General features: G+C 28.2%; 18 protein-coding genes and 1 riboswitch. Of the genes, 4 read left to right on the top strand and 14 right to left on the bottom strand.

Translation table 11 applies throughout. The features are described 5' to 3' along the window. Window positions 1-9: 9 nt before the first annotated feature. From CM240_RS04485 to CM240_RS04450, 9 genes are all read right to left on the bottom strand, one after another. On the bottom strand, window positions 10-843 hold the full coding sequence (locus tag CM240_RS04485; RefSeq protein ID WP_051483690.1) for a patatin-like phospholipase family protein: 834 nt from the start codon (window positions 841-843) through the stop codon (window positions 10-12). Window positions 844-905: 62 nt separating this feature from the next. Further along, on the bottom strand, window positions 906-1,721 hold the full coding sequence (locus tag CM240_RS04480) for a patatin-like phospholipase family protein (RefSeq protein ID WP_051483689.1): 816 nt from the start codon (window positions 1,719-1,721) through the stop codon (window positions 906-908). 74 nt (window positions 1,722-1,795) lie between these two features. Continuing rightward, window positions 1,796-10,336, bottom strand: coding sequence for a GH36-type glycosyl hydrolase domain-containing protein (locus CM240_RS04475; protein ID WP_044036900.1), 8,541 nt, complete (start codon window positions 10,334-10,336; stop codon window positions 1,796-1,798). 74 nt (window positions 10,337-10,410) lie between these two features. After that, the gene (locus tag CM240_RS04470) at window positions 10,411-10,686 is read right to left on the bottom strand and encodes a hypothetical protein (protein WP_044036893.1); all 276 of its coding nucleotides are present in this window, start codon (window positions 10,684-10,686) and stop codon (window positions 10,411-10,413) included. A 32-nt stretch (window positions 10,687-10,718) separates the two neighbouring features. Further along, the gene (locus tag CM240_RS04465; protein WP_051483688.1) at window positions 10,719-11,339 is read right to left on the bottom strand and encodes a hypothetical protein; all 621 of its coding nucleotides are present in this window, start codon (window positions 11,337-11,339) and stop codon (window positions 10,719-10,721) included. 148 nt (window positions 11,340-11,487) lie between these two features. Continuing rightward, complete coding sequence (locus tag CM240_RS17760; protein WP_173400226.1) at window positions 11,488-11,625, bottom strand: hypothetical protein; 138 nt, start codon at window positions 11,623-11,625, stop codon at window positions 11,488-11,490. Between the two features lie 65 nt (window positions 11,626-11,690). After that, the gene (dapA, locus tag CM240_RS04460; RefSeq protein ID WP_044036890.1) at window positions 11,691-12,557 is read right to left on the bottom strand and encodes a 4-hydroxy-tetrahydrodipicolinate synthase; all 867 of its coding nucleotides are present in this window, start codon (window positions 12,555-12,557) and stop codon (window positions 11,691-11,693) included. A gap of 15 nt (window positions 12,558-12,572) precedes the next feature. Beyond that, on the bottom strand, window positions 12,573-13,868 hold the full coding sequence (gene lysA, locus CM240_RS04455) for a diaminopimelate decarboxylase (protein ID WP_044036888.1): 1,296 nt from the start codon (window positions 13,866-13,868) through the stop codon (window positions 12,573-12,575). Window positions 13,869-14,027: 159 nt separating this feature from the next. Next, window positions 14,028-14,196: riboswitch (Lysine riboswitch) on the bottom strand. A 73-nt stretch (window positions 14,197-14,269) separates the two neighbouring features. Beyond that, window positions 14,270-15,565 carry a M18 family aminopeptidase gene (locus tag CM240_RS04450; protein WP_044036886.1) on the bottom strand — a complete coding sequence of 432 codons (1,296 nt, stop codon included), beginning with the start codon at window positions 15,563-15,565 and terminating at the stop codon, window positions 14,270-14,272. A gap of 114 nt (window positions 15,566-15,679) precedes the next feature. On the opposite strand from CM240_RS04450, the gene CM240_RS04445 reads away from it, so the two are divergent. The 4 genes from CM240_RS04445 (at window position 15,680) to CM240_RS04430 (ending at window position 20,036) form a co-directional block, all read left to right on the top strand. Beyond that, window positions 15,680-16,858 carry a cation diffusion facilitator family transporter gene (locus CM240_RS04445; RefSeq protein ID WP_044036884.1) on the top strand — a complete coding sequence of 393 codons (1,179 nt, stop codon included), beginning with the start codon at window positions 15,680-15,682 and terminating at the stop codon, window positions 16,856-16,858. Between the two features lie 81 nt (window positions 16,859-16,939). Then, complete coding sequence (locus tag CM240_RS04440) at window positions 16,940-17,830, top strand: hypothetical protein (RefSeq protein WP_044036883.1); 891 nt, start codon at window positions 16,940-16,942, stop codon at window positions 17,828-17,830. Window positions 17,831-18,066: 236 nt separating this feature from the next. Further along, window positions 18,067-18,390 carry a hypothetical protein gene (locus CM240_RS04435; protein WP_044036882.1) on the top strand — a complete coding sequence of 108 codons (324 nt, stop codon included), beginning with the start codon at window positions 18,067-18,069 and terminating at the stop codon, window positions 18,388-18,390. A 188-nt stretch (window positions 18,391-18,578) separates the two neighbouring features. Beyond that, window positions 18,579-20,036, top strand: a complete 1,458-nt coding sequence (locus tag CM240_RS04430) for an NADP-dependent glyceraldehyde-3-phosphate dehydrogenase (protein ID WP_044036880.1) — start codon at window positions 18,579-18,581, stop codon at window positions 20,034-20,036. A gap of 116 nt (window positions 20,037-20,152) precedes the next feature. On the opposite strand, the gene CM240_RS04425 is transcribed toward CM240_RS04430, so the two are convergent. The 5 genes from CM240_RS04425 to CM240_RS04405 all read right to left on the bottom strand — a co-directional run bounded on the left by CM240_RS04425 (window position 20,153) and on the right by CM240_RS04405 (window position 25,074). Next, a complete protein-coding gene (locus tag CM240_RS04425) occupies window positions 20,153-22,252 on the bottom strand; it encodes a HelD family protein (RefSeq protein ID WP_044036878.1) in 2,100 nt (699 codons plus the stop codon). 103 nt (window positions 22,253-22,355) lie between these two features. Beyond that, the gene (locus tag CM240_RS04420; protein WP_044036876.1) at window positions 22,356-22,571 is read right to left on the bottom strand and encodes a helix-turn-helix domain-containing protein; all 216 of its coding nucleotides are present in this window, start codon (window positions 22,569-22,571) and stop codon (window positions 22,356-22,358) included. 13 nt (window positions 22,572-22,584) lie between these two features. Beyond that, window positions 22,585-23,172, bottom strand: coding sequence for a hypothetical protein (locus CM240_RS04415; RefSeq protein ID WP_044036874.1), 588 nt, complete (start codon window positions 23,170-23,172; stop codon window positions 22,585-22,587). Between the two features lie 427 nt (window positions 23,173-23,599). Then, window positions 23,600-24,136, bottom strand: coding sequence for a signal peptidase I (lepB, locus tag CM240_RS04410; protein ID WP_423219471.1), 537 nt, complete (start codon window positions 24,134-24,136; stop codon window positions 23,600-23,602). After that, entirely contained in the window at window positions 24,136-25,074 is a 939-nt protein-coding gene (locus CM240_RS04405) for a tetratricopeptide repeat protein (protein WP_044036871.1), read from the bottom strand. Before CM240_RS04405 ends, lepB begins: the two co-directional genes overlap by 1 nt. Between the last annotated feature and the right edge of the window lie 103 nt (window positions 25,075-25,177).

Raw genomic sequence — 25,177 nt, 5'->3', positions numbered from 1 at the left:
AAAATATATTCATTTTATTTCACCAATGATATCTAACTTATTTAAAGGAACACCTTCTTCATAAGCCAACTTATCAAAATATGCCATTGTATCTAGGTAACCTTGTAAAATTCTTTTATTAGCGCCACTACCACTAAAATCTAAATTTCCATCAAGCATTCCACCTAAATTTACTCTAGGTGAAATTTCATAAAACTTAACTCCCGGATACTTCGATAAATCTACCCTTTCATCTTCTCCTAAATATATAATTATTATTTCATTACATCCTTCTTTATATAGCGGATCAATAGGTACATTATCTTTTATACAACCATCCCTATAAAATTTATCATTTATTTTTATTGGATCAAAAAGTCCAGGCAATGCTGATGATGCCTTAATTAGTCTTTCTATTTCTTCATCACTTTTATCATTTACAGTAAAATAATCTACAATATCGTCATCCATATTGTAAGCGGATATATAACCTTTGATTTTTGAATTTCTTACCTTCTCAAAATCAACATAACTTCCGATAATCTCTTGATATCCACTACTGTCCACAATAGTATCTTCTTCTAATATGTTAGTTATTCCTTTTTTGTATTGCTTATATAACCCTAATAACTGAGTAGCACTTAACGGTAATGCCTCCTTTTGTGATAAATTTCTCCACATTTTTAATGCTAAATCTAATTCTCCTACCATAAACATAACTGCATTTAAAGAACCAATAGAATTTCCTGATATAACTTGAATTTTTTTATCTATACCCAATCTTTTTAAGGCCTTCCAAGCTCCTATCTCAAAAGCTCCTTTACCTCCTCCCCCAGATAAAACTAGCCCTATCTTACTATCCATTATCTCACCCACTCATTAACTAATCATACTATTATTTTACTATAAATCTTCTATAAATTATGTTAATAGTTTGTATCTAATATATTTTTATTATATTGAATTTTATTAAAATATCTCATAGTATCTAAATATCCTTGTTTTAATCTTTTCTCCGCTCCCTTAGGATTAAAATCTAAACTTCCATTTACAATATGTGTTCCAATATCACAAGACGGAATTATCTCAAAAAATTTAGCATTCTTATATTTATTTTTATCTATTTTTTCATCTTTTTCTAAAGAGACCACTATAAACTTTCTATACCCTTCTCTATAAAGAGGTTCTATAGGAATATTATCTTTTATACATCCATCTCTGTATTTGCAATTGTTTATAAATATAGGATCAAAAATAAGTGGTAATGAAGTTGAAGCCTTTAATATTTCTTTAATTTCACTTTCACTTCTACCATTTAACTTAAAATATTCTATATCTTCTTTATCCATATTATATGCGGAAACATATCCCAAAATCTTAGAATTACTTATATCCTTAAAATTTATATTTTCACTAAAAAATATATCTAATTTATCCATGGTCATTATAGATTCTGTATCTATAATCTTCTCTACATCGGATCTATATCTATACCACAACTTAATAAAATCTGTTATTTTTAATGGAATAGTATCTTCCTGAGTAACATTTCTCCATAATTTTAATGCTCCCATTAAATCACTACACATAAAAAACGCACCATTCAATGCCCCAATAGAATTTCCTGAAACTGCAGATATTCTTTTGTCAATATCAAGTATTTTCAATGCCTTCCAGACGCCTACTTCATATGCCCCCTTTCCACCACCTCCTGAAAAAACTAGCGCCATTTCATCTTTCATCAGATCACCTCTCTTATAAAAATAAAAGGTCTTGTAAACTAAATTTAGTTTCCCAAGACCCACTAAAAATTAAACTAAATAATCACTTTAACTTCTATCTCACCAGACAAATCATAAGATATTATATCTACCTTATTATCATTAATATATATACCTTTATCCTCACCTCTCTCTATAGCTATATTATATGTTACATTGTTTCTACTGAACTTCATTGTATATCCGTCCCACTCATCTGGTATACATGGTTCTACTATAAAACCATCTTTACCTTTTAGCTTTAGTCCTAATATACCTTCAATAGCTCCTCTATAAAGCCATCCTGCTGAACCTGTATACCATGACCAACCACCTCTACCTACGTGACCTTCAGTAGAATAAATATCTGCTACTACTACATATGGTTCTGTCTTATAAGTATTACAATCTCCATAAGTTTTAGTATGCGTAATAGGGTTTATCATATTAAATGTTCTAAATGCCTTGTTAGTCTTCTTCATCCTACTATAAGCTAATATAACCCAAGTTGCTGCATGAGTATATTGTCCTCCATTCTCTCTAACACCAGGCACATATCCTTTTATATATCCTGGTTCTAACTTTGAATTATTAAAGGGAGGCGTAAAAAGTAAAATCATATTACTATTTTCTTTAACCAAGTATCTCTCAAGAGAATCCATAGCTTCTTCTATCCTTTGCTTAGATCCTCCACCAGAAATTACTGCCCACGTTTGACCTAAAGAATCTATCATACATTCATCATTTTCTTTACTTCCCAATGGTGTTCCATCATCAAAATATGCTCTCTTATACCACTTTCCATCCCATGCATTTTTCTCTAAATTTTCTCTTAAAAATTCTTTCATTGATAGGTATCTATTTTTCTTTTCTTCATCCTTCATATATTCACATATATTAATAAAGTCATTCAATATTGAATATATGAACCATCCAAGCCATACAGACTCTCCTTTACCCTTGTTACCTACTTCACTCATTCCGTCATTCCAATCACCACTGCCCATAAGTGGAATATTATGTTCACCAAATCTTAAACCTCTTTCTATAGCTTTTATACAGTGCTCATAAATAGTTCCTTTTTTATCACTATATTTTGTGATAGAATATCTCTCATCTTCCCCTTCTTTCAATGGTTCATCTTCTAAATAAGTTGTCTCTTCAAGTAAAACAGAATAGTCTCCTGTATTCTTTATATAATCTGCAGTTACATAAGGTAACCATAACAAATCATCAGAAAATCTTGTTCTTATACCGCTATCTACAATAGGATGCCACCAATGTTGTACATCACCTTCTACATATTGTCTTGATGATGAATATACTATTTGTTTCCTTGTTATCGACGGATCTAAATAGCTAAGACTCATTACATCTTGTAGTTGATCTCTAAATCCATACGCACCTCCAGATTGATAGAATGCAGTTCTACTATACACTCTACAAGCTATATCTTGGTACATTAACCATCCATTTACCATCAAATCCATAGATTTATCTGGTGTGTTAACTTCAATTGTTCCAAGTAACTTCCTCCAAAATTCCTTAACATTATCTAATGCATCCTCTACTTCATCTATTGTTGATAATGATTTAATAATATCCTCTATATTTTCTATAGATTCTTCTTCTCCAAATAAGATAGTAATTTCCTTAGTTTCTTCTTCTTCTAATGTAACGTATCCCATGGTAATTAATGCTGGATCTATCCCAGCACCACTAATACCATTTAGTGACCTATATTTTAATCCTTGTGGATTTGAAATTTCACCTTCTCTTCCTAAGAAACTCTTTCTATCACCAGAAAAACTTTCATTTTCTCCTCCAACCATAGTTAAATAGCTTATTTTTTCTTTAAACTTACCACCATAAGGATTTATTCCAATTATATAATTTTTATCTTCATTTATTTCTGTATATATATGTGTATAAGTATGTTCTGGAATAACGCCCATTACTAATGTTGCAAAATATGTTATAGCTAACTTTCTCTTCATAGAACTCTCATTCTTTAATGATAAAGTTACACACTTTACAGATTTATCTTTTGGAACAAATACCTTCATAGATGAATATATACCTTTATAATAATGATCTATTTTCGAATACCCATAGCCATGAGTTACTATATACGGTGACTTATGTCTTATTGGCATAGCTGTAGCACTCCAAATTTCACCATCATATTCATCTCGAATATATAATACTTCTCCTGGAGAATCTTTGACCCAATCATTATTCCATGGTGTTAATTTATTTTCTCTAGAATTTCCACACCATGTATATTGTGCTCCTAATTCAGATATATGAGTACCAAATTTATCATTAGATATTACATTAATCCATGGTGCTGGAGTATTTTCATCCTCCTTTAAAATAATAACATACTCTCCAGTTTCCTCTTTGAAACCGCCATAGCCATTGAAATATAATAAGTCTTTTTCTTCTAAATTAACTTCTTTATACGTATAATCTACATTTATAACCGGTAGTCTCTCTTCATTTTTACTATTGCTATCTTTATACTTAACTTGTGTAGCCAATAAACCTTTTCTAGAGTCTATCACTATTCTTCCTAGTGCCTCCAACAAATTTAATAACTCCTTGGATATTTCCCTTGCTTTTAAAATGTAGACATTAGGTAATGTTTTCTTGCTTACCTCATCATTAATCATATTAGTTACTTTATTGTAATAGGAAGTTTCTTCATAATCTAAAATTACAAGATCATTTCTTAATCCTTTTCTCCTCCAATACTCATGAGCCATCAGCATTTGTGATAATATTCCTCTATCACTTTCTTTATATAACTTAAGTAAAACTATTGGGTTATCTCCGGATATTCCATAAGGCCATAAATCCATTTGACCTAAGGATACATTTTTTATTTCATTTTCTTGTGCTCTCATAAGAGGACTTAAATATATAATCTTAGAAGCCATGTAATTAAATAAATTTCCTTGAGGATATTTTAATCCAAAATGGTTAAGCTCCATATTAACTTCCGATGACGCTACAGTAAATATTCTATTCATATCATCTTCATTACTATATTTTCGCCCAATATTAATAACCTCTTCTCGTGATTCTCCAATAGCAGTTAAAAAATAAAATTTAGCACTCTCAGAGCTTTTTATTCTTATTCTTTTTCTTAAACTCATTATAGGATCTAATATTGCACCTACTGTATTAGATAAATTGCCATCTTTTTTTATAGCAATAGGATTTTTTAATGTGTTTCCTCTACCTATAAAATTTACCCTACTAGTTTCGTATTGAGTTGCACTGACCTCTTCTCCACCAACGACAAATAACTTTTGCATTATCCATGGTTTATTACCATGCTTTGATCTTGGCCTCCTATTTGCTAATAATGTATCTGGATTTTCAATAAATTCTGTATTTATAAATAGATTTGAAAATGCTGGATGAACAGCATCAGCACCATAATTTGCTAAAGTTACTTCCATATAGGAAGTTACCTCAATTATTTTATCCTCTCCACTACCATTAGTAATATCTATTTCTCTCAATTCTCCATTATCTTCATGAAGAACTGCTATATTTAATGAAGTAGAAAGACCTTTATAGTTCTTTTTAAATTCGATTTTATCTAAAGAAAAATTCACCTTATAATCATTTCCTAAAACCTTTGTAGGTTGATATGTAGGTGAGAATATCTCTTCATTTCTAACATCTTTAATATAAAAAAACATTCCACTTTCATTTAAAGTAACATCTTCTTTAAATCTATATATATCCATATCATCTTTTTTCGAATAACCACTTCCAGAATTAGTTACCATCACTGAATAAACACCATTAGATAACAATCCACATTCTGGCATATCTGTAAATGGAGTTGAATAGTTTCGTGTATAGACTCTTGGCGCTGACTTAACAACCTTTTTACTTTCAAAAATAACTTCTCTACTATAGGTTATCTTATTTGGAACTCTCTCTTGTAAGTACAATTCTGTAGCTTTAACCCTTTTTATATTATGAAATCTTTTTTGGAAAATAAATTCATTAAGTACATTATTAAGACTCATTAATGCCATACCTTGATGATGAACCATATAACTCTTAACTATAGCCCTATTTTCATTTTTAGGTAATCTTTCTCTAGTATAATCTATAGCCTCATAAAAACCATATTTTCCTTCAAAACCTTCTTCTTTAAGGTTCTCTAAGTTTTTATATCCATCATTATAATCTACCATCATTGCCATAATTGTAGAATATGGTGACACAACTAAATCTTCTCTTAACCCTCTTTTCAATCCCAATCCTGGAACTCCATGTGCTTTATATTGATAATTTTTAAACTTATCAAATAAATAGTATCCAGATTCTGAAATTCCCCAAGGTATATTCCTCTTATTAGCATAATCTATTTGACCTTTTATTACGCAATGATATGTACTTGACCATATAGTATTTTTATAACTTTTCATAATTATTAACGGCATCATATATTCAAACATGGTACCACTCCATGATACTAAGCCCTTGCATCCATATGTATTAGTTAAACTTCTACCAAGTTTAAACCAATGACTTGATGGTACTTCTCCTTTAGCAACTGCTATGAAAGATGCACCTCTAGCTTCTGAGGCTAATAAATCGTAATAACAGTTACCAATCTCACCTTTCTCTACATCATATCCTATAGCAAATAATTCTCTTCCTTTATCATACATTATAGAAAGATCCATATTTTTATCTAGATACTCTATTTCTTCTCTTAAACTTGAAAATCTTTTTATGATATCTTCAATAGAATATATCCCATCTTTTATAGCAGCTTTGAAATCTTTATCTTCTATAAATTTAACAATATTTTTATAAACCTCTAATAGTTGTTCTAAAGCTAAATTATCACTTTTGTCTACGAGATCTTGATATATCTTTTTATCTTTATCATTTTTTATGTCTCTAAATTCTAGAAATGGGTATATTGATAGAAGCTCTTTCTTTTCCTTTTGTATATTTCTTATTAGCTTACTATTCCAGTAAAAAGATACTCCTTTTTCCCTTTTTAATTTATCAATATCCAATTCTTTAGAATATATTTTAGATATACAACTAAAATAAGATTCTATATTTATAGTTTCTGATTCCAATTCACTTAATATATCATCATAAAAATCAAACCTTTCTAAAGAAAGTCTTAATTCTTCATCACATAATCCTATAACAGTCTTAATACCTTTTAATAATTTATTTATGTCTATAGGTTTACTAATATACTCTTTAATTGTTTCCTTAAGAACCCAGAAATAGCAAATTAAATTTCCACTATCAACAGTTGATACATATAATGGATGTAGTGGTCTCTTTGTTAAAGTATCATACCAATTATATAAATGTCCTTTATACTTTTCTAAAGAATCTACAGATTTTACTATCTTTTCAGTATTTTCAAGAAAAGTCTCTATAAAAATAAATCCCATATCATAAGAAACAACATTGGCCATAAGTCCCATTCCTATATTTGTAGGTGATGTTCTATGAGCTACCCCTATATGTGGATCTTCTTGATAATTGTCTGGTGGTAAATAATTATTTTCTTCATTAACGAAATCTTCAAAATAACAATAAGTTTTTCTAGCAACTTTATATAACTCTTTTTCTTGATCTTCAGATATATTTCTTTCCTCCGTTGCTAAACCTCTTGATACGCTATAAGCAAATATTGGGCTAAGTATCCATATAATTGAAGCTAATAGTAGTAAAGAAAATGCATTAGAAGAACTTCTATAGGATAATATAGCTATAACTAATCCAAATATTGGAGCAAACCACATAGTCACTATATAGTTTCCGAGAGAATTATCGCTAAATCTTTCAACATCCTCTGAAGTTACCCACTGTAATAAATGTCTTTTGGATATTATCAATCTATATAAAGTAATAAAAATCGCTTCTAACATTCTAAAAGCACAATAAGGTAAAAATGAAAAAAGTAAAAATATCTGTAACACTAGAGTTTTTCCATCTCTTATTTCTCCAGATAAAGATATACCTTTTATAGGACTTACTACTGCCTCTGATACATCAAATAACATAGGCATAAATATTGCTAACATTCCAACAGATATATATGTATCTATATTGCCTCTAAAAAATAATAATGCTCCTAAAAATAATATTATTATAGATGGAGCTAATAAACTTCTTCTTAAGTTATCTATCATCTTCCACTTTGAAACAGAATTTAATTTTTTATCCTTCAAGATATAAGGAAGCAGTTGCCAATCACCTCTCACCCATCGATGTAACCTTTTTATATATGACATATAGTTACTAGGATAAGAGTCAAATAAGGCTGTATCACTTAATAAAGCTGTTCTTAAGTAACTTCCTTCTATTAAATCATGTGATAATATCTTATTTTCCTCAAACTTATCTTTTAATACTTCATTAAAAGTATCTATATGAAATATTCCTTTTCCAGTAAATATTCCTTCATCAAATAAATCCATATATACATCTGAAATTGCTAATGTATATATATCCATTCCTATTTCACCACTAAATATTTTTGAAAATAATGTCTTATTACTACTTTCAATGGTTATATTTATTCTAGGTTGCATTATTCCATAACCTTTTACCACTATCCCATCTTTTATAATAGGATGATTTAATGGATGCAACATAGATCCTATTAATCTTTTTGCACAATCTCTTGGTAAAATTGTATCTGAATCTAATGTTATAATATATTCTGCTTTTTTAAGAGGTGATATATCTCCACTTATGACATTATAAGTAGTATTTTCATCTCCTCTTATTAAAGATGCAAATTCTACGAGCTTTCCGCGCTTTCTTTCCCAACCTATGTACTTTTCTTCCTTATCATTAAAAACTCGTCTTCTATTAAAATAATAAAATTTATCTTCTTTTAAACCATATTTTCTATTTATTGCCCTAACTTCATCTATAGCATAATCATTAATCTCCTTTTCTCCCTTTTCTTCCATAACAGATGAATCCTTAAAGTCACCTAATATAGCAAAATATAGATTTTTATCTTCATTGGATAAACTATATACTTCTAATTTATCTAAAAGTTCATCAACACGTTCTTTGCTATCTATTATTGTAGGTATTACCACCACAGTTTTTCCTTGATCTGGTATGCCATCTTCTAATTGTAATTTAGGTATAAATGTTGGTTTAGAAACATTATTTATAACCCAATTAATTAACGATAAAACAATCTCACTACAAGGAATTAATAAACATAAAAAAGATATTATATATATATATGAAAATCCACCGTAACCCATATAATATGAAGCATATGTTATAAACAATGTTAATATGGCTGTTATAAATAGAACACCACTAATATAAAATTTAGGAGAAACCTTCTCTTTTTTATTTTCTATACCTAATTTCTCTCTTAATATATTTTCTCCATCACCTAATAAATAATATCCAATATGTCTACTATATTCTTCTTTTCCTTCTTCCGCACAACTTAATAATATGTCACTTATAAAAGTTTCAGATATTTTATATGTATTAGATATCTCTTCTATTTTTAATCTATATTTTTCCCTAGAATCAAAATCCATTTTTTCATATACTCTAAGTGGATCTTTTCTAAGATCTTGTTCTACATAACTTAATGATTCAAAACTTGGAGCCCAAACTACACTTATCATAGTTCTTATGGAGTTTATTGTATTTCCTAATGATATTCCAAATGATGAAATTCTATTATGATCTATAGTAATTGCCCTCTCAAAAGTAGTTCCTTCTTTATGAAGTCTCTTCTCTAAAAATTTATATACATCTATTTTTTCTACTTCATTATCTCTTAATACTTTTAGAACTCGTTCTACAAAATGAACTGATACCTTTTCATCATTATATATTTCTTTTAATTTTGCCTTTAATTCATCACTAGAATTTATTTTATCTACAATCTCTTCCCCAACTATATTTCCTAAAGCTTTTTCTTTTTGAACATATACCATCTTATCAATTATATTAGCGGCTCTATGCATAAGAGCAATTCTTATCATTATTGGTAATGCCCATATTTCTTTTGATGTTAAAATTACATTTTCCTCATATTCTTTTACAAATCTTTCTATAGATGATATGTCTATTTTTCCATCAGTACATCCTACTATTTCCACGGCAATAAAATAAATTCTTGGAAATCCTCTCATTGCACCATCACTTATAACAGGTAATTCCTTTAAAATCTTACCCTTTATAGCAGTTTTAATTTCTTCATATTCTTTTTCCAGTATATATATATTATCTAATAGCCATTCACTAGGTGGAATGACTTCTTCACCATTTCTTACATCGTTATCAAAATAATTATATCCATTGATAATGGTCTCATAAGATTCTTTCACTGAATACTTAATTTGTGATTTACAATTGAATATTTCTACATTTAAATTTTCAAGTGATATACTTTTTGCTCTCTCTTCTAGAGATACCCCCTTAGAATTTATAAAAGGTATATCTTTTATAAGATTTTTATCATTTTCATTTTTTTTATATATCGTAACTGAAGCAATTAATATAACTAATAATGCTAAAATAATCATGAAATAATACATAATTTCCCTCCTACCATAAACGTTACCTTTTTAGTGTATCCAAATGAGAGAAAATTATTAACTTCAATACATTCTTATATTAACAAACTTCCTATAACTATTATTGCCACTAAAGACAACACATCAACAAAACAATAACTCAATATTGAAAAAAAACATCTTAAACTTTTATCATATTTAAAATAATCTATTGTCAATTTTATTGCTCCATAAGTAGATCCTATTATTAAAATAACTAGAATAAATAATGAAGTTTCATTTATCGCTGTAAGTTCCACAAACATAATAGAAAATATAATAAATATCAATAAATCCACCATTGCTAAGACTTCAAATACCTTATTTACCACTCTACTCTTTCCTTTCTAAAAGAACAATTATCTCATTTAAAAAGACTAATATCTCCATGAATAGATAACTCTATATTATCTTTTTCAGCTTTAACATTAGTAATTTCCAATCCATCTATTGTATCTAAAGTTACTATAATATCTCCATTTTCTTTATCTATTTTAATCCATTTATCTTCTTTTATACCTCTAAAAATTTTTTCCTTACTTATTGATATAAAACCAATATTTCCTTTTTTATAATGCAATACAGCATCTCCATCCTTGCTTCTACAATCAAACATCAAATTTATTTCCACAGGTATAAATTTATACTTAGCATTAACTATTAACTTAATTTCATTATTTTCTATATCTACTAATATTCCATTAATATTTTCCTTTATTCCTTCTATATCGCTAATTGCCATTATAACTAAATCTGTAATTTCTTCTTCTGAAAACTTAACATCGGAATCTATAGATATATTTTTTAAACTAAAATTTGCGTTATTAGGTATAAACTTTTTTACTATTTCTAATTGATTTATTGATACGTTGCTGTCTATAGATTTTACTTCTGTCTTAGGATAAAAATATATGTAATACGTCCCCCCTATTATAATTGACACTATAACTATTATTGATATAATAGTTCCAATAAACTTTTTCACTTTTAACAACCCCTTAGTAACCATAGATATAATAATCTATGTTTAATTCTTTGAAATTATTATAGATTCTATAATTAATATTTAACAAAAAAAAGAGAGAATGATATTTTTTATCATACTCTCTTTGTAAATATTTCACAATATAATTTTACCTTTTTTGATTAAGTGGGTTTCCTTTTCCCATTCTTTTCTTATCATCTGCTAAACTTAATTTATCATATTCTTCCTTATTAACCTTATCGTATTCCCTATTAATTTTCTCTTCCTGTTTTTTATTATCACTCATTTAAATCACCTCTTCATTTGTATTTTCTCAATACAATGAAGAAATATACTTCATGCTGACAATTATTAAAAACCTAAAACTTCATCTAATTCTGCTTCTAGTTCCTTACTAATATTCAAAAGTGGTAATCTTATCTCATCACTTTCAATTAAATTCATCTTTTTTGCTATATATTTAAGCGGTGCAGGATTTGGTTCTTTAAATAATAATGGAATAAATTCATACAATGGCTTCCAAAGTTTTAATGCTTCTTCCATCTTTCCTTCTTTTATATATTTATATATGCTAACAAACTCTTTAGTATTTACATGACATGAAGCTAGTATCCCTCCATCTCCTCCTAATGCTAAAGTTGAGTAGAATAGAGCATCCTCTCCTGTTAATACAGCAAAATCTTTAGGCTTATTCATAATTAATTTTTGCGATTCAGTAAAACTTCCTGAAGCATCTTTAATACCAACTATATTTGGTATTTCTGCAAGCTTTAATATTGTTGATATTTCAATATTTCTTCCTGTTCTATATGGAATATTATATAAAATAATATCTGTATTTATTGATTCTGCAAGAGCTTTAAAATGTTCATATATTCCCCTTTGATCTGGTCTATTATAATATGGGCATACTGATAGAATACCATCTACTCCTAACGCTTCTACTTTTTTTGCTTTTTCTATCAAAGATTTTGTATTATTTCCCCCAACACCAACTACTACCTTTACTCTTCCTTTTACATATTCTATAGTCTTTTCTATTATAGAAAAATATTCATCTTCACTTAAAGTAGGTGTTTCTCCAGTAGTTCCTAAAGGAATAAATCCAGTAATACCTGTATCTATATAACTTTCTATCATATTCTTATAAGAATCAAAATCAACTTCTCCATCTTTAAATGGTGTAATAATAGGTAACCATACTCCACTAAATTTCATAAAAATCCCCACCTTTTATATAATTTCTGATGCTAATAAATCTTCATAACTTTGTCTTTTACATACTACTCTACTATTTCCGTCTTTAACCATAACCACTGCTGGTCTAGGTATTTTATTATAGTTAGATGACATAGAGTAACCATATGCCCCTGTAGTAGCTACTGCAAGTATATCTCCACTTTCAACCTTTGGTAGTTTAGCATCTGATATTAATATATCACCTGACTCACAACATTTTCCTGCTACAGTTACTAACTCTTCTTCCTTACAATTCATCTTATTGGCAATAGCACATTCATAATCTGCTCTATATAAAGATGGCCTTATATTATCTGTCATACCACCATCTACTGATATATATTTTCTTACTTCTGGTATTTCTTTTATTGATCCTACTGTATAAAGAGTTGTACCTGCATTACCAATAATAGATCTTCCTGGCTCTATAATTAATTTAGGCATAGGATATTCTAATTTTTTAGACATCTCTTCTGCCTTATTTAATATAGCATCACAAAATACTTTCGGATTCTTTGGTTTATCTTCTTTAGTGTAATATATTCCGAAGCCACCTCCTAAATCTAATTCTGGAAGTTCTATCCCTAGTTTTGATCTTACATCATTCATTATATTAAACATAACTTCTACTTCATCGACAAAAGGATCTACATCAAATATTTGAGATCCTATGTGAGCATGCAATCCCATAAGTTTAATATTCTCTAACTTCAATATCTCTTTCACAGCATTTACTACACCATCATTAATAAGTGTAAAACCAAACTTAGAGTCTATTTGACCTGTTTTAATATAATCATGGGTATGAGCCTCAATACCTGGTGTTATTCTAATATAAACATTGACAACTTTATTTTCTTTCTTTGCAAATTCATTAATTGTATTTAATTCATAAAAATTATCTGCAACAAATCTTCCAACACCTAAAGAGATACCCATTTTAATCTCTTCAATAGTTTTATTATTTCCATGAAATAATACCTTCTCCATAGGAAACCCACTTTTATAAGCTGTATATAACTCTCCACCTGATACTACATCTAAACATAATCCTTCTTCATTTATAATTTTGCACATTTCTAATGGTAAAAATGCTTTTCCTGCATAAGTAACTCTATTTCCATTCTCTTTTACTTTAAAATTCCTTAGATACTCTCTACATACATTTCTCACATGTTGTTCATCAATGACATATAGCGGAGTAGAATATTCTTTAGCTAATTCTTTTGTTGATACTCCACCTATATAAAGTGTATCTTCTTCTATCCTCATTGTCCCTAATAACTTCATTAAAATAGCCCCCTTAATTAACTTACTACGAATACTGCTTTATGCTACAACATTTATATAGATTTATTTTTCTTATGTAAAAATTACTAAAAAACAAAAAAACAGCTAGGGTACACTTACCTTAGCTGTATTATGCAATACATCATTTTTGTAAAATGTAACCTTTGTAGCTCTCCACGAAAATTAGTGACAACATCATAAATATTATTTATAATGCCAGTGAACTTCAACGTCTATCCATTCACTTCGGCCATTGTCCCTTTCATTATTTCTCACTGTGTACCCACTAAAAATAACTACTATTGACTTTAGCACCTCTACCATAGGCAATATTCATTAATTATTTATTTTAGATTATTTTATCATCAATAACAATATATTTCAATAGTTAATAATAAGTTCTATATTTTATAAAATTCTGTAATAACATTTTCAAAATATTCAATATCTTTAACTCCCATAACCTCTCTTATAGAATGCATAGCAAGCATAGCTGCACCTATATCTACACTCTTAATTGGTAAATGTGATGAAGATATTGGTCCAATAGTAGAACCTCCCATCATATCAGAACGATTTACAAACGTTTGATATGGCACATTAGCCTTATTACATATATTCTTAAAAATAGCTATAGATTCTGCATCTGATGTATATCTTTGATTTGCAGAAATTTTTATTACTGGTCCCTTATTTATATATGGTATGTTTGTTGGATCATTTTTTTCCGATCTGTTAGGATGGATTCCATGAGCACCATCAGCAGATATCATAAATGAATTAGCAAGATTCATAAAGAAATTTTCTCTATTTCCTCCCATACTATATATTATTCTCTCTAATACATTTGAAAGCATCGGAGAGTCGGCTCCTTGCTTAGTAGTACTTCCAATTTCCTCATTATCAAAAAGTGCTAATACATTAGTTCCCTTAAATCCACTATTTAAAGAATTTATCATTGCTTTTACACCAACAAATGCCATTGATAAATCATCTATTCTTGAAGATGATATAAATTCTTTTTCAACACCAAAAGTAGTACCTTTTTCAAATTCATATAAATATAAATCGAAATCTAAAATATCATCTACTTCTATAGATAATTGTTTTGATACTATCTTTAGCAGATAATTATCTTTTTCAAACTCTTCAGTTATAAGGCCTAAAATAGGTAAAGTATCTACTTGTTTATTTAATTCTACCCCTTTATTTATCTCTCTATTCATATGTATTGCTAAATTTGGTATATATGCTATAGGTTCATTTATGTTCACAATATGATAATTAGGCTTCAATGGATTATCACTTTTAGTACAAACTCTTCCTGCAATAGCTAATGGTCTATCAAACCAGGTATTAATTATAGGTCCTCCATAAACTTCAGTATTTAACTTTATATAATTATTACTTATCATCTCTGGATTAGGTTTTATTCTAAATCCTGGTGAATCTGTATGAGCCCCCACTATTTTAAATCCATCAAAATTAACACTTTCTTCACCAATAGTGAAAACAACTAATGCTGATCCATTTTTATCTACAAAATATTTTCCACCACTATTTACTTGCCATCTTTGGCATTCTTTCAATTCCTCAAACCCTTCTGTTCTTAATATGTTTTTAATATTTTCTACTGCATGAAATGCTGTAGGACTACTATATAAAAAATCTATTAATTCTTTACTTAAACTACACATAATATTCCCTCCTAATTTATACAGTATAACAAATTAATTTATTTATATGCAAATGGTAATTCTTTAATATATAATTAAAGAAATAAACTATAATAAAGCGAGGTATAACTATATATGTTTTCTAAATTTTTAGTAAGAACCTTTATAAAAAATAGTGAAGACTATAAAAACAATAGTAAAGTTAGAGACAAATTTGGATTTCTTGGTGGAATTGTAGGAATCATTATAAATATAATTTTATTCTCTATAAAATTTGTAGTTGGTATATTATCTAATTCTCTAGCTGTTACAGCTGACGCTTTTAATAATTTATCCGATGTTTTTAGTTCAGTAGTAACAATTATTGGATTTAAGTTAGCATCAAAACCTGCCGATGATGATCATCCTTATGGTCATGGTCGTATAGAGTATATATCAGCACTAATAGTTTCAGTGTTAGTAATATTAGTTGGTTTTTCTTTCGTAAAATCTTCTATTTCAAGAATTATTCATCCTGTTCCAATAAAATTTCAATGGATACCAACTTTACTTATATTAATTTCAATATCCTTTAAACTATGGCTTAGTAGATTTAATGGTTATTTAGCTAAACTTATTAACTCTTCTGCCCTTAAAGCTTCTTCTGTAGATGCTCTTAGTGATTGTTTTACTTCTGGAACTGTTGTTATATCATTAATTCTATCTAATTGGATTCCTTTTCCTCTAGATGGCATAATGGGACTAATAGTTGCTATTTTTATATTATATTCAGGATTTCAATTATCTAAAGAAACATTGAATACTTTATTAGGAGAAAAACCTTCTACTGAATTAGTTACAAATATTGAATCAGAGGTATTATCTTATCCTAATATATTAGGTGTCCATGACTTACTAATTCATTCATATGGTCCTAATAAATATCTTGCTTCTATACATGCTGAAGTTCCTTCAACATTAACACTAGTTGAAGTCCATGACATAATTGATAGAGCAGAAAAAGAAATTTCAACAAAATTAAACGTGCATCTTGTAATTCATATGGATCCAATAAATTTAAACCATAAAGAAATCAGTATCACCGAAGACATAATGAGAGATATTCTTAAAGACTTTCATTGTATCACCAATATGAGTGATTTAAGGCTTGTAGGCAGCGGTGATGATAAAAATGTACTATTTAATATAACTACTGATGATACTTTATATAAAACATATAAATCCGAAACTGATCTAATCAACGACATAAATAAAGAAATCAAACTAAAAAATTTAAATTTTTCAACAGTAATAACTGTTAACAAAACCAAATAGTTTTCACCAGATTTCCTCTTATTCATATACTAATATTATAAAAAACATTGATATTATAGTATCAAATAGGAGGAAAAAATTATGTACTGTTTTTACCAATCAATTGCAGAATCAGAGGAGAAATTAAATCGTTCCTTCAATTGCGCTCTTCGTAAGATTCAATGCTTAATTAAAGAAAGTAACTTAAGCTGTTGTAAAAAGAAAGAATTACTTTGCGAAGTTAAAGAAGCTTTCTGTGATAGAAAAGCTGCCGCAAATAATTTATTTAGCACAGCTTATAGTCTAAATCAAGCACTAGAATGTGGAAATAATTCTCCTTGTCTAGTAAAACAAATAGCTGAAGCAGCTGAAAAAGAAGCAGAAGCATTTGCTTGTTTTACAAAAGAAGTGACTAGACTTATCTGCTGTCTTTTCAAAGGTTGCTCAAAGAACTTATGTAAAAAAGTATGTGAATTCATAGAACTATTAAAATCAACAGCTATGGCTGAAAGAAAGTTAGCTAGCGATTTTGCCCAATTATTATCAGCTTTAGAAAATGCCAATAATTGTGATTGCGACCGTGATTGTTGTGACTTTGACTGTGACTTTGACTGTGATTGCAATTCCCGTTGCAATTCTGATTTTGACTATAACTCATATAATAATTCTAGTAACGAATTCAACACTAGAAATACTTGGACTAACTTTACTGATAATTGTAATGAATATTCAAATGATTATGCAAACTATGATAATTACAATAGTTGTTCAAATAATTACAATAACTACGACAATTATAATAATTATAGTGACGTAGCTAGTTATAATGATAATTGCAATAACTATAATTATAATGATGTAGCTAGCTATAATGATAATTATAATAACTGCAATTCTAATAATTGCAACAATTCTTGTTGCTGTCCTTGTGATTGTGATACTAGAACTTTATCATTAGATGAAATTGTTGGTAGAAATAATTGTAATTATTAATAGCTCTACAAAAGTTATCTATAAATTAATATTTCAAAAGAATAAGAGTTCATCTCTTATTCTTTTGAAAAGTTAGAAAATTTAAAATTTAAAAAATAATGTGTTTTTTTTTAAACTAGAGTAAATAACATTATTTAAGAGATATTACGCTCAAATCCTAAACTATAGAATTTGAGTATATTTTTTCAAAATCTTATAATTATAGTAAATACAGTATATCGAGGGAGGGATTGCTAATGAGAAGAAATCCTATTTTAAATCCAAACTTTATAGGCTTTGCCCACTACGGAAAAAAACCACCTATTATCTTAGATGACGATACTATCTTTTTCCCTTGTAGTGAACATATATTACAACTTTCTGTAAACGATATAAATTACTTTCTAAAAGGAAGCAGCGTAAAAATCAGCGAAATTTGCCAAAAGTATGATTATCTACTAAAAGATTGCGAGTATGCAGAACTTTTTTATGATACACCATATCATGATGTAACTTATGAATATAATAAAGAAGATAAAAAATGGTATCTAGTAGAACAAGGGATCGGTTACGCTCGCTGACTTTTTAATATTAGCTTTTACAAAAAATAATACTACATTAAAATAAAATCTACTCTGAATTGTCTCAGTAGATTTTTTATTTTGCAATAATACTTGTATAATTTTGTGGAACAATATAATATATTGTATAATAAATTTATTTAAAATTTGTTAATAACAAAATTTTTTTTACTGAAGAGGTGATAGAATTGTTCTCAAATTTACGCAACAATGACAAAATATATAAGAATCTATACAATGGAGAATGGATTGAGTCTAGTTCCCAAAAATTAATTGAAATTTTTTCTCCTGTAGATGGTTCTTCCCTTGGTAAAGTTCAAGCTATGACAACTGAAGAAGTTGATATGGCAATAAAGAACACTAAAGAAGCCTTAAAATCATGGCAAGAAACTTCTTTAAATGAAAGAGTTGATATTATTTATAAAGCTGCTAATATTTTAGAGGAAAATTCAGAAGAAATAGCAACTTTAATGATGATGGAAATATCAAAAGATAAGAAATCATGTGTATCTGAAGTTGTTAGAACAGCAGATTTATTAAGATTTACTGCTGACACTGCAAAATCTATGCAAGGAGAAGCTTTAAGTGGAGATAGTTTCCCTGGAGGTTCAAAATCAAAAATGGCCTTTGTATCTCGTGAACCACTTGGAACTGTTCTTGCAATTGCACCATTTAATTATCCTATAAATCTTTCAGCATCAAAAATTGGACCAGCAATCGTTGCTGGAAATACAGTTATATTAAAACCCCCTACACAAGGATCCCTTTCAGCTTTATGTCTTGCAGAAGTATTTAATAAAGCTGGATTACCTGCTGGTGTATTAAATACTGTTACTGGAAGAGGTAGCGAAATTGGTGACTATTTAATAAGTCATGAAGGTATAAACTTCATAAACTTTACAGGAAGTACTGCTGTTGGACAACACATAGCTTCTTTATCAAAAATGGTACCACTTCTATTAGAGTTAGGCGGTAAAGATGCTGCTATAATCTTAGAAGATGCAAATTTAGAAGAAGCTGCAACAAATATTGTAAATGGAGCATATTCATATTCTGGACAACGTTGTACAGCTGTTAAAAGAATTCTTACCTTCGATAGTGTTGCAGACAAATTAATTCCTTTATTAAAGGAAAAAATCGAAAAACTAAAAGTTGGAAATCCAGCTGAAGATGGTGTTGTAATTACACCATTAATCGATAACAAATCTGCTGACTTCGTAGAAGGCTTAATTAAAGATGCCAAAGATTCTGGTGCAACATTAGTAACTGGTGGTACTAGAGAAAACAATACAATTTACCCAACATTATTTGATAATGTTACTACAGATATGCGTCTTGCTTGGGAAGAGCCGTTTGGCCCAGTATTACCATTAATTAGAGTATCTTCAATAGATGAAGCTATTGAAATTGCAAATAAATCTGAATATGGACTACAATCATCTGTATTCACTCAAGATATAGACAAAGCTTTCTACATAGCTAAAAAACTTGAAGTTGGAACTGTTCAAATTAATAACAAAACTGAAAGAGGACCAGATCACTATCCATTCCTTGGAGTAAAATCATCAGGCATGGGTACTCAAGGTATAAGATACTCAATCGAAGCTATGAGCAGACCAAAAGCCATCGTTTTAAATATCAAATAATATAAAAGGCTGTAGGAATACTAAAAATTAGTTTTCCTACAGCTCTTATATTTTTCAATACACATATATATAAATATATCTATTGTGTATTATGTCATCATATTTGTTTTTGTATCCTATACTGATATTACTGTTAAGTTATGTAATGCTCTTGTACTCATTACATAAGATAATTTACTTTCTTCATTTCCTTGTTCTACTACTATTACACCATCAAATTCTAAACCTTTTGATAGATATGATGGAATAATAATATATCCACCTCTGTATATCATTTCTTCTTTATCATACAACTTAAGTCCTTCACCTTCAAGAAGTGTACTTAATTCCTCTGCTTCTTCTCTATTTTTAGTTATTATAGCTACTGTCTCCATCTCAGCATCTTCCATATCCATGATAGCTTCTTTTAAAGTATCTACTAACTCTTCTTTACTTTTAACAGCTTCTACCTTAACTTTATTTCCATTTCTAACTAGTGGAACGATTTTTTCTCCTTCTAAATAGCTATTGGCATATTCCATAATCTCTTTTGTAGATCTATAACTTTTATTAAGAGAAAACTTTTCAATATCTTCACAACCTAGATATATCTCTTCAATACTTTCCATAGGAATACTACCTTCTATAGGTGTTATTCTTTGGTTACTATCTCCTACAATAGTAAGTCCTAATGCTTCTGTTATCTCTTTTACAACTATAAATTGAAGTTTAGAATAATCTTGTGCTTCATCAATTACTACATGCTTTATTTCCTTTTGAAGCTTAATACCCTCTAGCTTAATTCTTAAATATAATAATGGTGCTAAATCGTCTATTGTATAAAGATCACCGTTTTTATATGGTTCATATATTTCTTCAACTTCAATATTATCAAGCCATGTTAAAGTCTTCTTTACATTTATAACTTCCATCACAGCTTCTCTTATATCCAATGTTTTTTTGTATTCTAAATTATTTAATTGTAATTTAAGTTCATCTTCACTAAGTGACTCAATTGTTTCTTTAAACTTTCTTTCTATGTCCCATACTCTTTCGTTTCTTGCATCTCTTAATTTTGAAAATACTATTCTCTTAATCTTTTTCTTTCTTCTATAAAGTGGCATAGTCTTAAAATGATTATATAGCATATCTTTTATATCCTCTACAGACTGTACTACATTATCAAAATATTTTATTTCTCTAACTTCAGCATTTTCATCCATATTCTTAACTAAATTATCTAATTCTTCTATAAATGCTTCTGAAGTCTTTTTCTTCACCACTTCAATAAATTCTTTATCATTATCAACTATCTTCTCCATATATTTATCAAAAGTCATCAATTGATCTCTGTCAAAATTTAAAAGATTTAAAGCAAAATCTACAAAGGTCATTTGATCAATACCCGACTCTCCTAATGTAGGAAGTACTTCTCGAATATACTCCATAAAAATATAATTTGGTCCTAATATAAGCATCTTATTCTTAAGAACTTCTCTATTGTTATATAGCAAATAAGCAACTCTATGCAATGCTATTGTAGTCTTTCCTGAACCTGCTACCCCATTAACTACAACTACAGAATTTCTAGGTCTTCTTATAATTTCATCTTGCTCTCTTTGAATAGTCATAACAATATCCTTAAGCTTATCTGATGAATTTTTACTTAGAACACTTTGTAAAATTTCATCCTTTACATCAATAGCAGAATCAAACATTCCCTTTAGCTTTTCTTGTTTAATAATGAATTGTCTTTTCAAAAGAACATTTACTGATACTTCTCCATCTGGTGACATATATGATGTCTCTCCAAGAGTTCCATTATAGAATGTAGAAGCAATAGGTGCTCTCCAATCAACTATAATAGGTTCAAATTTCTCTTTATTCATTACACCAAATCGACCTATATATAACTTATCTTCTTCACTGTCTTCTTCTCTTAAATCTATTCTTCCGAAATAAGGTGCCGGTAGTAGAGTTGTTATTTCTTGAATTGTCTTATCTATAGATTTAAATGTCTCTTCCATTACATAGGACTCATGATCAAAATATTCTGCTACTCTATCTTCATCATCTTCATATGCTTCTAAAGTCTTTTTTCTATGATCTATTATCAAGTTTGAAATTTTAATTCTTTTTTCTAATTCCTTTAATCTTTCTTCCTTTAACTGTTCTATAACATATCCTAAATGACTTTCTTCTATGGCAAGTTCCACTTCTTGATTTAAATTATCCATTAACTAATCTCCTTTAATACGATACTGAAAATTGTAGTACCTTACATTATAACATATCATAATAATAAATCATTAATAAAAATTTAAATATACGTGACGTACTTCAACCTTTTTTATCTCGCTTATATTCTAAAATTTCTCCTGGCTGGCAATCTAAAACATCACAAATAGCTTCTAATGTTGAAAATCTTACAGCTTTCACTTTCCCATTTTTCAAATTAGATAAATTCACATTTGAAATTCCTACCTTTTCAGCTAACTCATTTAAAGATATTTTTCTATCTGCCATTACTCTATCTAATCTTAATATAATACTCATAACTTTCCATTCCTCAAAGTGTCTCATCTATTTCTTGTTGTAAATCACAACCATAATCTACTGCATAAGATATCCCCCAGACTACACAACTAATAAATATTAATATAAGTGTATAACTAGAGAAAAACATTTCTCCTTTCGAAAATAAAAAGAAACTTAACATTCCTCTTGTAATTGTTGGTATTAACGCAACTAATAGAATTAAAATACTAATTAATTTTATTCTTTTACTAACTAATTTAGTGAATGGTCTTGTATCTTTTCCTATACCTACAAGAATTCTATAAATAATAATACCAATTGAAAAAAGAAATATCAATTTAATTTCATTACTTACCAAATTTATAATAAGTAATTCTTTACAGTTATCATTTATACTAGCATCATAGTTTTCTAATTCACCATAATTCTTATTATTTATAATAACACTAAAACTTTTATCTATCTTTTCAATATGAATATTCTTCCTATCTGCAACTGTTACTTTTTTTATATTAATAATGTTTACCATAAACAAAATTGATACCCCTATAATCACTAAGAATAAAATCTTACTATAAATCTTACCTCCTTTTTTAATTTTATTAATTGTATTTTTCATATAACCCCTCCCTTAATATGTTAATAATATAACAACAAGCATTTTAATGTTTTTCAATTAAAATTTAATGATAAACATTAATTTTTTTACATTTATCATAATATCTTATATGCACATCTATATATATATCTTTTATACATAAAAAATACTCCCTCTCATGATAGATATTTTTATTCTCATACATATCTACATAATAGGAGTATATTAATTATTTGTAAAAATTAAATATGATATTAAAGTATTAATGATCCGCTAAAGCCCATAAGTAATATCTCTAATACACACCATACACAAAATAGTGCTATAGCTGCTTTATTTTTTATTTCCCCTAAACTTACTTTTTAATTTTAAAATTTCTTATAAAATAAAAAAACACAAAGAAATGCTACTTTTAATAACAAATCTTTGTGCCTTTAGCTATGTAGTTTTATTTTGCAAAATCATAAGATTCTAATTTCCCAATTCTATTAAAAGGATACAATGTAAATTGTGCTTTACCTTCTATATCTTCCCCTTTTATATATGGGCTAGTTTTCCACTTTCTAGAGTCTTTAGAATCATTTCTATTATCACCTAAAAAGAAATATGAATCTTCTGGTACTTCGTATTTTTGATAAACATCAGTAACATATTCTCTTTCATATACATATGAATCATCTAATAATTTACCATTAACTTTAACACTACCATCCTCAAAAATCTCTACTGTATCTCCTGGTGTTCCAATAAGTCTTTTTACAAACTTCTCATTATCTTCTTTAAAATCAAAAACAACTATATCACCTGTTTTTAAATTTTCTGGATTATATACTCTAGTAACAAGGAGCCTATCCCCTTCCATTATAGTAGCTTTCATAGAACCTGTTGGTACTGTTACTACTACAAATAAAAATTTTTTTATAACCATCGCTAAAATTATTGCTGTTAATATTGGTAAAACCCAATCAAATAATATTTTTTTCACTATTCTTCCTCCTCATGGCTGTCAATACTATCTATAAAAGCTTTAAATTCTCCATTATTCATTAAGTTTCGAAGTTCTTTATCCTTTCTTATATACTTAATAAAAGGAGTATATATCTCAATACACTTCTTCAAATCTTCAATAGCTTCTATAACACACCCTAAACTATTATAAAAACATCCTCTATTATAATATAAAAACCCCTCTTCTGGTCTTTTTAATATTCCTTTGCTTATTGTCTTTATAGCCATCTTTAAGTTATCTTCTTCTTTATATATAACTGCTAAATTCAAATATGTATAAGAATATTCATCATTCTCATCTATTGATTGCAAATATGCCTTTTTAGCTTCTTCTATTCTATTAAGTTTTTTTAATACTACCCCCTTATTAAATAAAGCCAAATAATCATATGGCTCTATTTCTAAACTTTTCTCTATCTCCTTAAGTGCTAACTGATTTTCATTTCTTTCCTCATATATAGCACCTAAATTTAAATGAGCCCAAAAATCATGCTCATTAAGCTCTATTACTTTTTTATAAGCTTCAATGGCTTCATCTTGCTTTCCTATAGCATCATATGCACCAGCCATAAAGAAATATGCTCTATTATAATTAGGATTTATTTCAATAGCTTTTTTATAAAATTCAACAGCTTTACTGAACTGTCTTCTATTATCATAAACAATAGCCATTCCATAATATCCTCTTTCTTCTAATGGATCTAAAGTTATTATCTCTTTAAATTTTTCCTTTGCCTTTTCTAACTGTCCCATCTCATCATATAGTAATGCTATATCTAAAATAAGCTCTTTATCTTTATTTCCTCCTTCGCAGCTATATGCTTTTAAATAAAAGTACATCGCTTTTGTAATATTTCTCTCTGCATAAAACTTCTTAGCAAGGATTTTGTTATTTTGTAATTGATTCATCTTCATCCTACCTAAATTTTATTCTATATTTATATTTTATACTATTTAATTAATTTGTAAACATTTCATAATACTGATGCATTTTGATATAATAATTAATAAGTAAATA

The organism is Clostridium bornimense (assembly GCF_000577895.1).
Classification (GTDB): Bacteria; Bacillota; Clostridia; order Clostridiales; family Clostridiaceae; genus Clostridium_AN; species Clostridium_AN bornimense.
Note: the sequence above shows the minus strand (reverse complement) of the source record. Positions and strands in the feature narration are given on the sequence as shown.

What these genes read in the sequence shown, in the direction of transcription:
- CM240_RS04485 (WP_051483690.1), bottom strand. Translation starts at nt 843, where the DNA reads ATGGATAGTAAGATAGGGCTAGTTTTATCTGGGGGAGGAGGTAAAGGA.
- CM240_RS04480 (WP_051483689.1), bottom strand. Translation starts at nt 1,721, where the DNA reads ATGAAAGATGAAATGGCGCTAGTTTTTTCAGGAGGTGGTGGAAAGGGG.
- CM240_RS04475 (WP_044036900.1), bottom strand. Translation starts at nt 10,336, where the DNA reads ATGTATTATTTCATGATTATTTTAGCATTATTAGTTATATTAATTGCT.
- CM240_RS17760 (WP_173400226.1), bottom strand. Translation starts at nt 11,625, where the DNA reads ATGAGTGATAATAAAAAACAGGAAGAGAAAATTAATAGGGAATACGAT.
- dapA (WP_044036890.1), bottom strand. Translation starts at nt 12,557, where the DNA reads ATGAAATTTAGTGGAGTATGGTTACCTATTATTACACCATTTAAAGAT.
- lysA (WP_044036888.1), bottom strand. Translation starts at nt 13,868, where the DNA reads ATGAAGTTATTAGGGACAATGAGGATAGAAGAAGATACACTTTATATA.
- CM240_RS04450 (WP_044036886.1), bottom strand. Translation starts at nt 15,565, where the DNA reads ATGTGTAGTTTAAGTAAAGAATTAATAGATTTTTTATATAGTAGTCCT.
- CM240_RS04445 (WP_044036884.1), top strand. Translation starts at nt 15,680, where the DNA reads ATGTTTTCTAAATTTTTAGTAAGAACCTTTATAAAAAATAGTGAAGAC.
- CM240_RS04440 (WP_044036883.1), top strand. Translation starts at nt 16,940, where the DNA reads ATGTACTGTTTTTACCAATCAATTGCAGAATCAGAGGAGAAATTAAAT.
- CM240_RS04435 (WP_044036882.1), top strand. Translation starts at nt 18,067, where the DNA reads ATGAGAAGAAATCCTATTTTAAATCCAAACTTTATAGGCTTTGCCCAC.
- CM240_RS04425 (WP_044036878.1), bottom strand. Translation starts at nt 22,252, where the DNA reads ATGGATAATTTAAATCAAGAAGTGGAACTTGCCATAGAAGAAAGTCAT.
- CM240_RS04420 (WP_044036876.1), bottom strand. Translation starts at nt 22,571, where the DNA reads ATGAGTATTATATTAAGATTAGATAGAGTAATGGCAGATAGAAAAATA.
- CM240_RS04415 (WP_044036874.1), bottom strand. Translation starts at nt 23,172, where the DNA reads ATGAAAAATACAATTAATAAAATTAAAAAAGGAGGTAAGATTTATAGT.
- CM240_RS04405 (WP_044036871.1), bottom strand. Translation starts at nt 25,074, where the DNA reads ATGAAGATGAATCAATTACAAAATAACAAAATCCTTGCTAAGAAGTTT.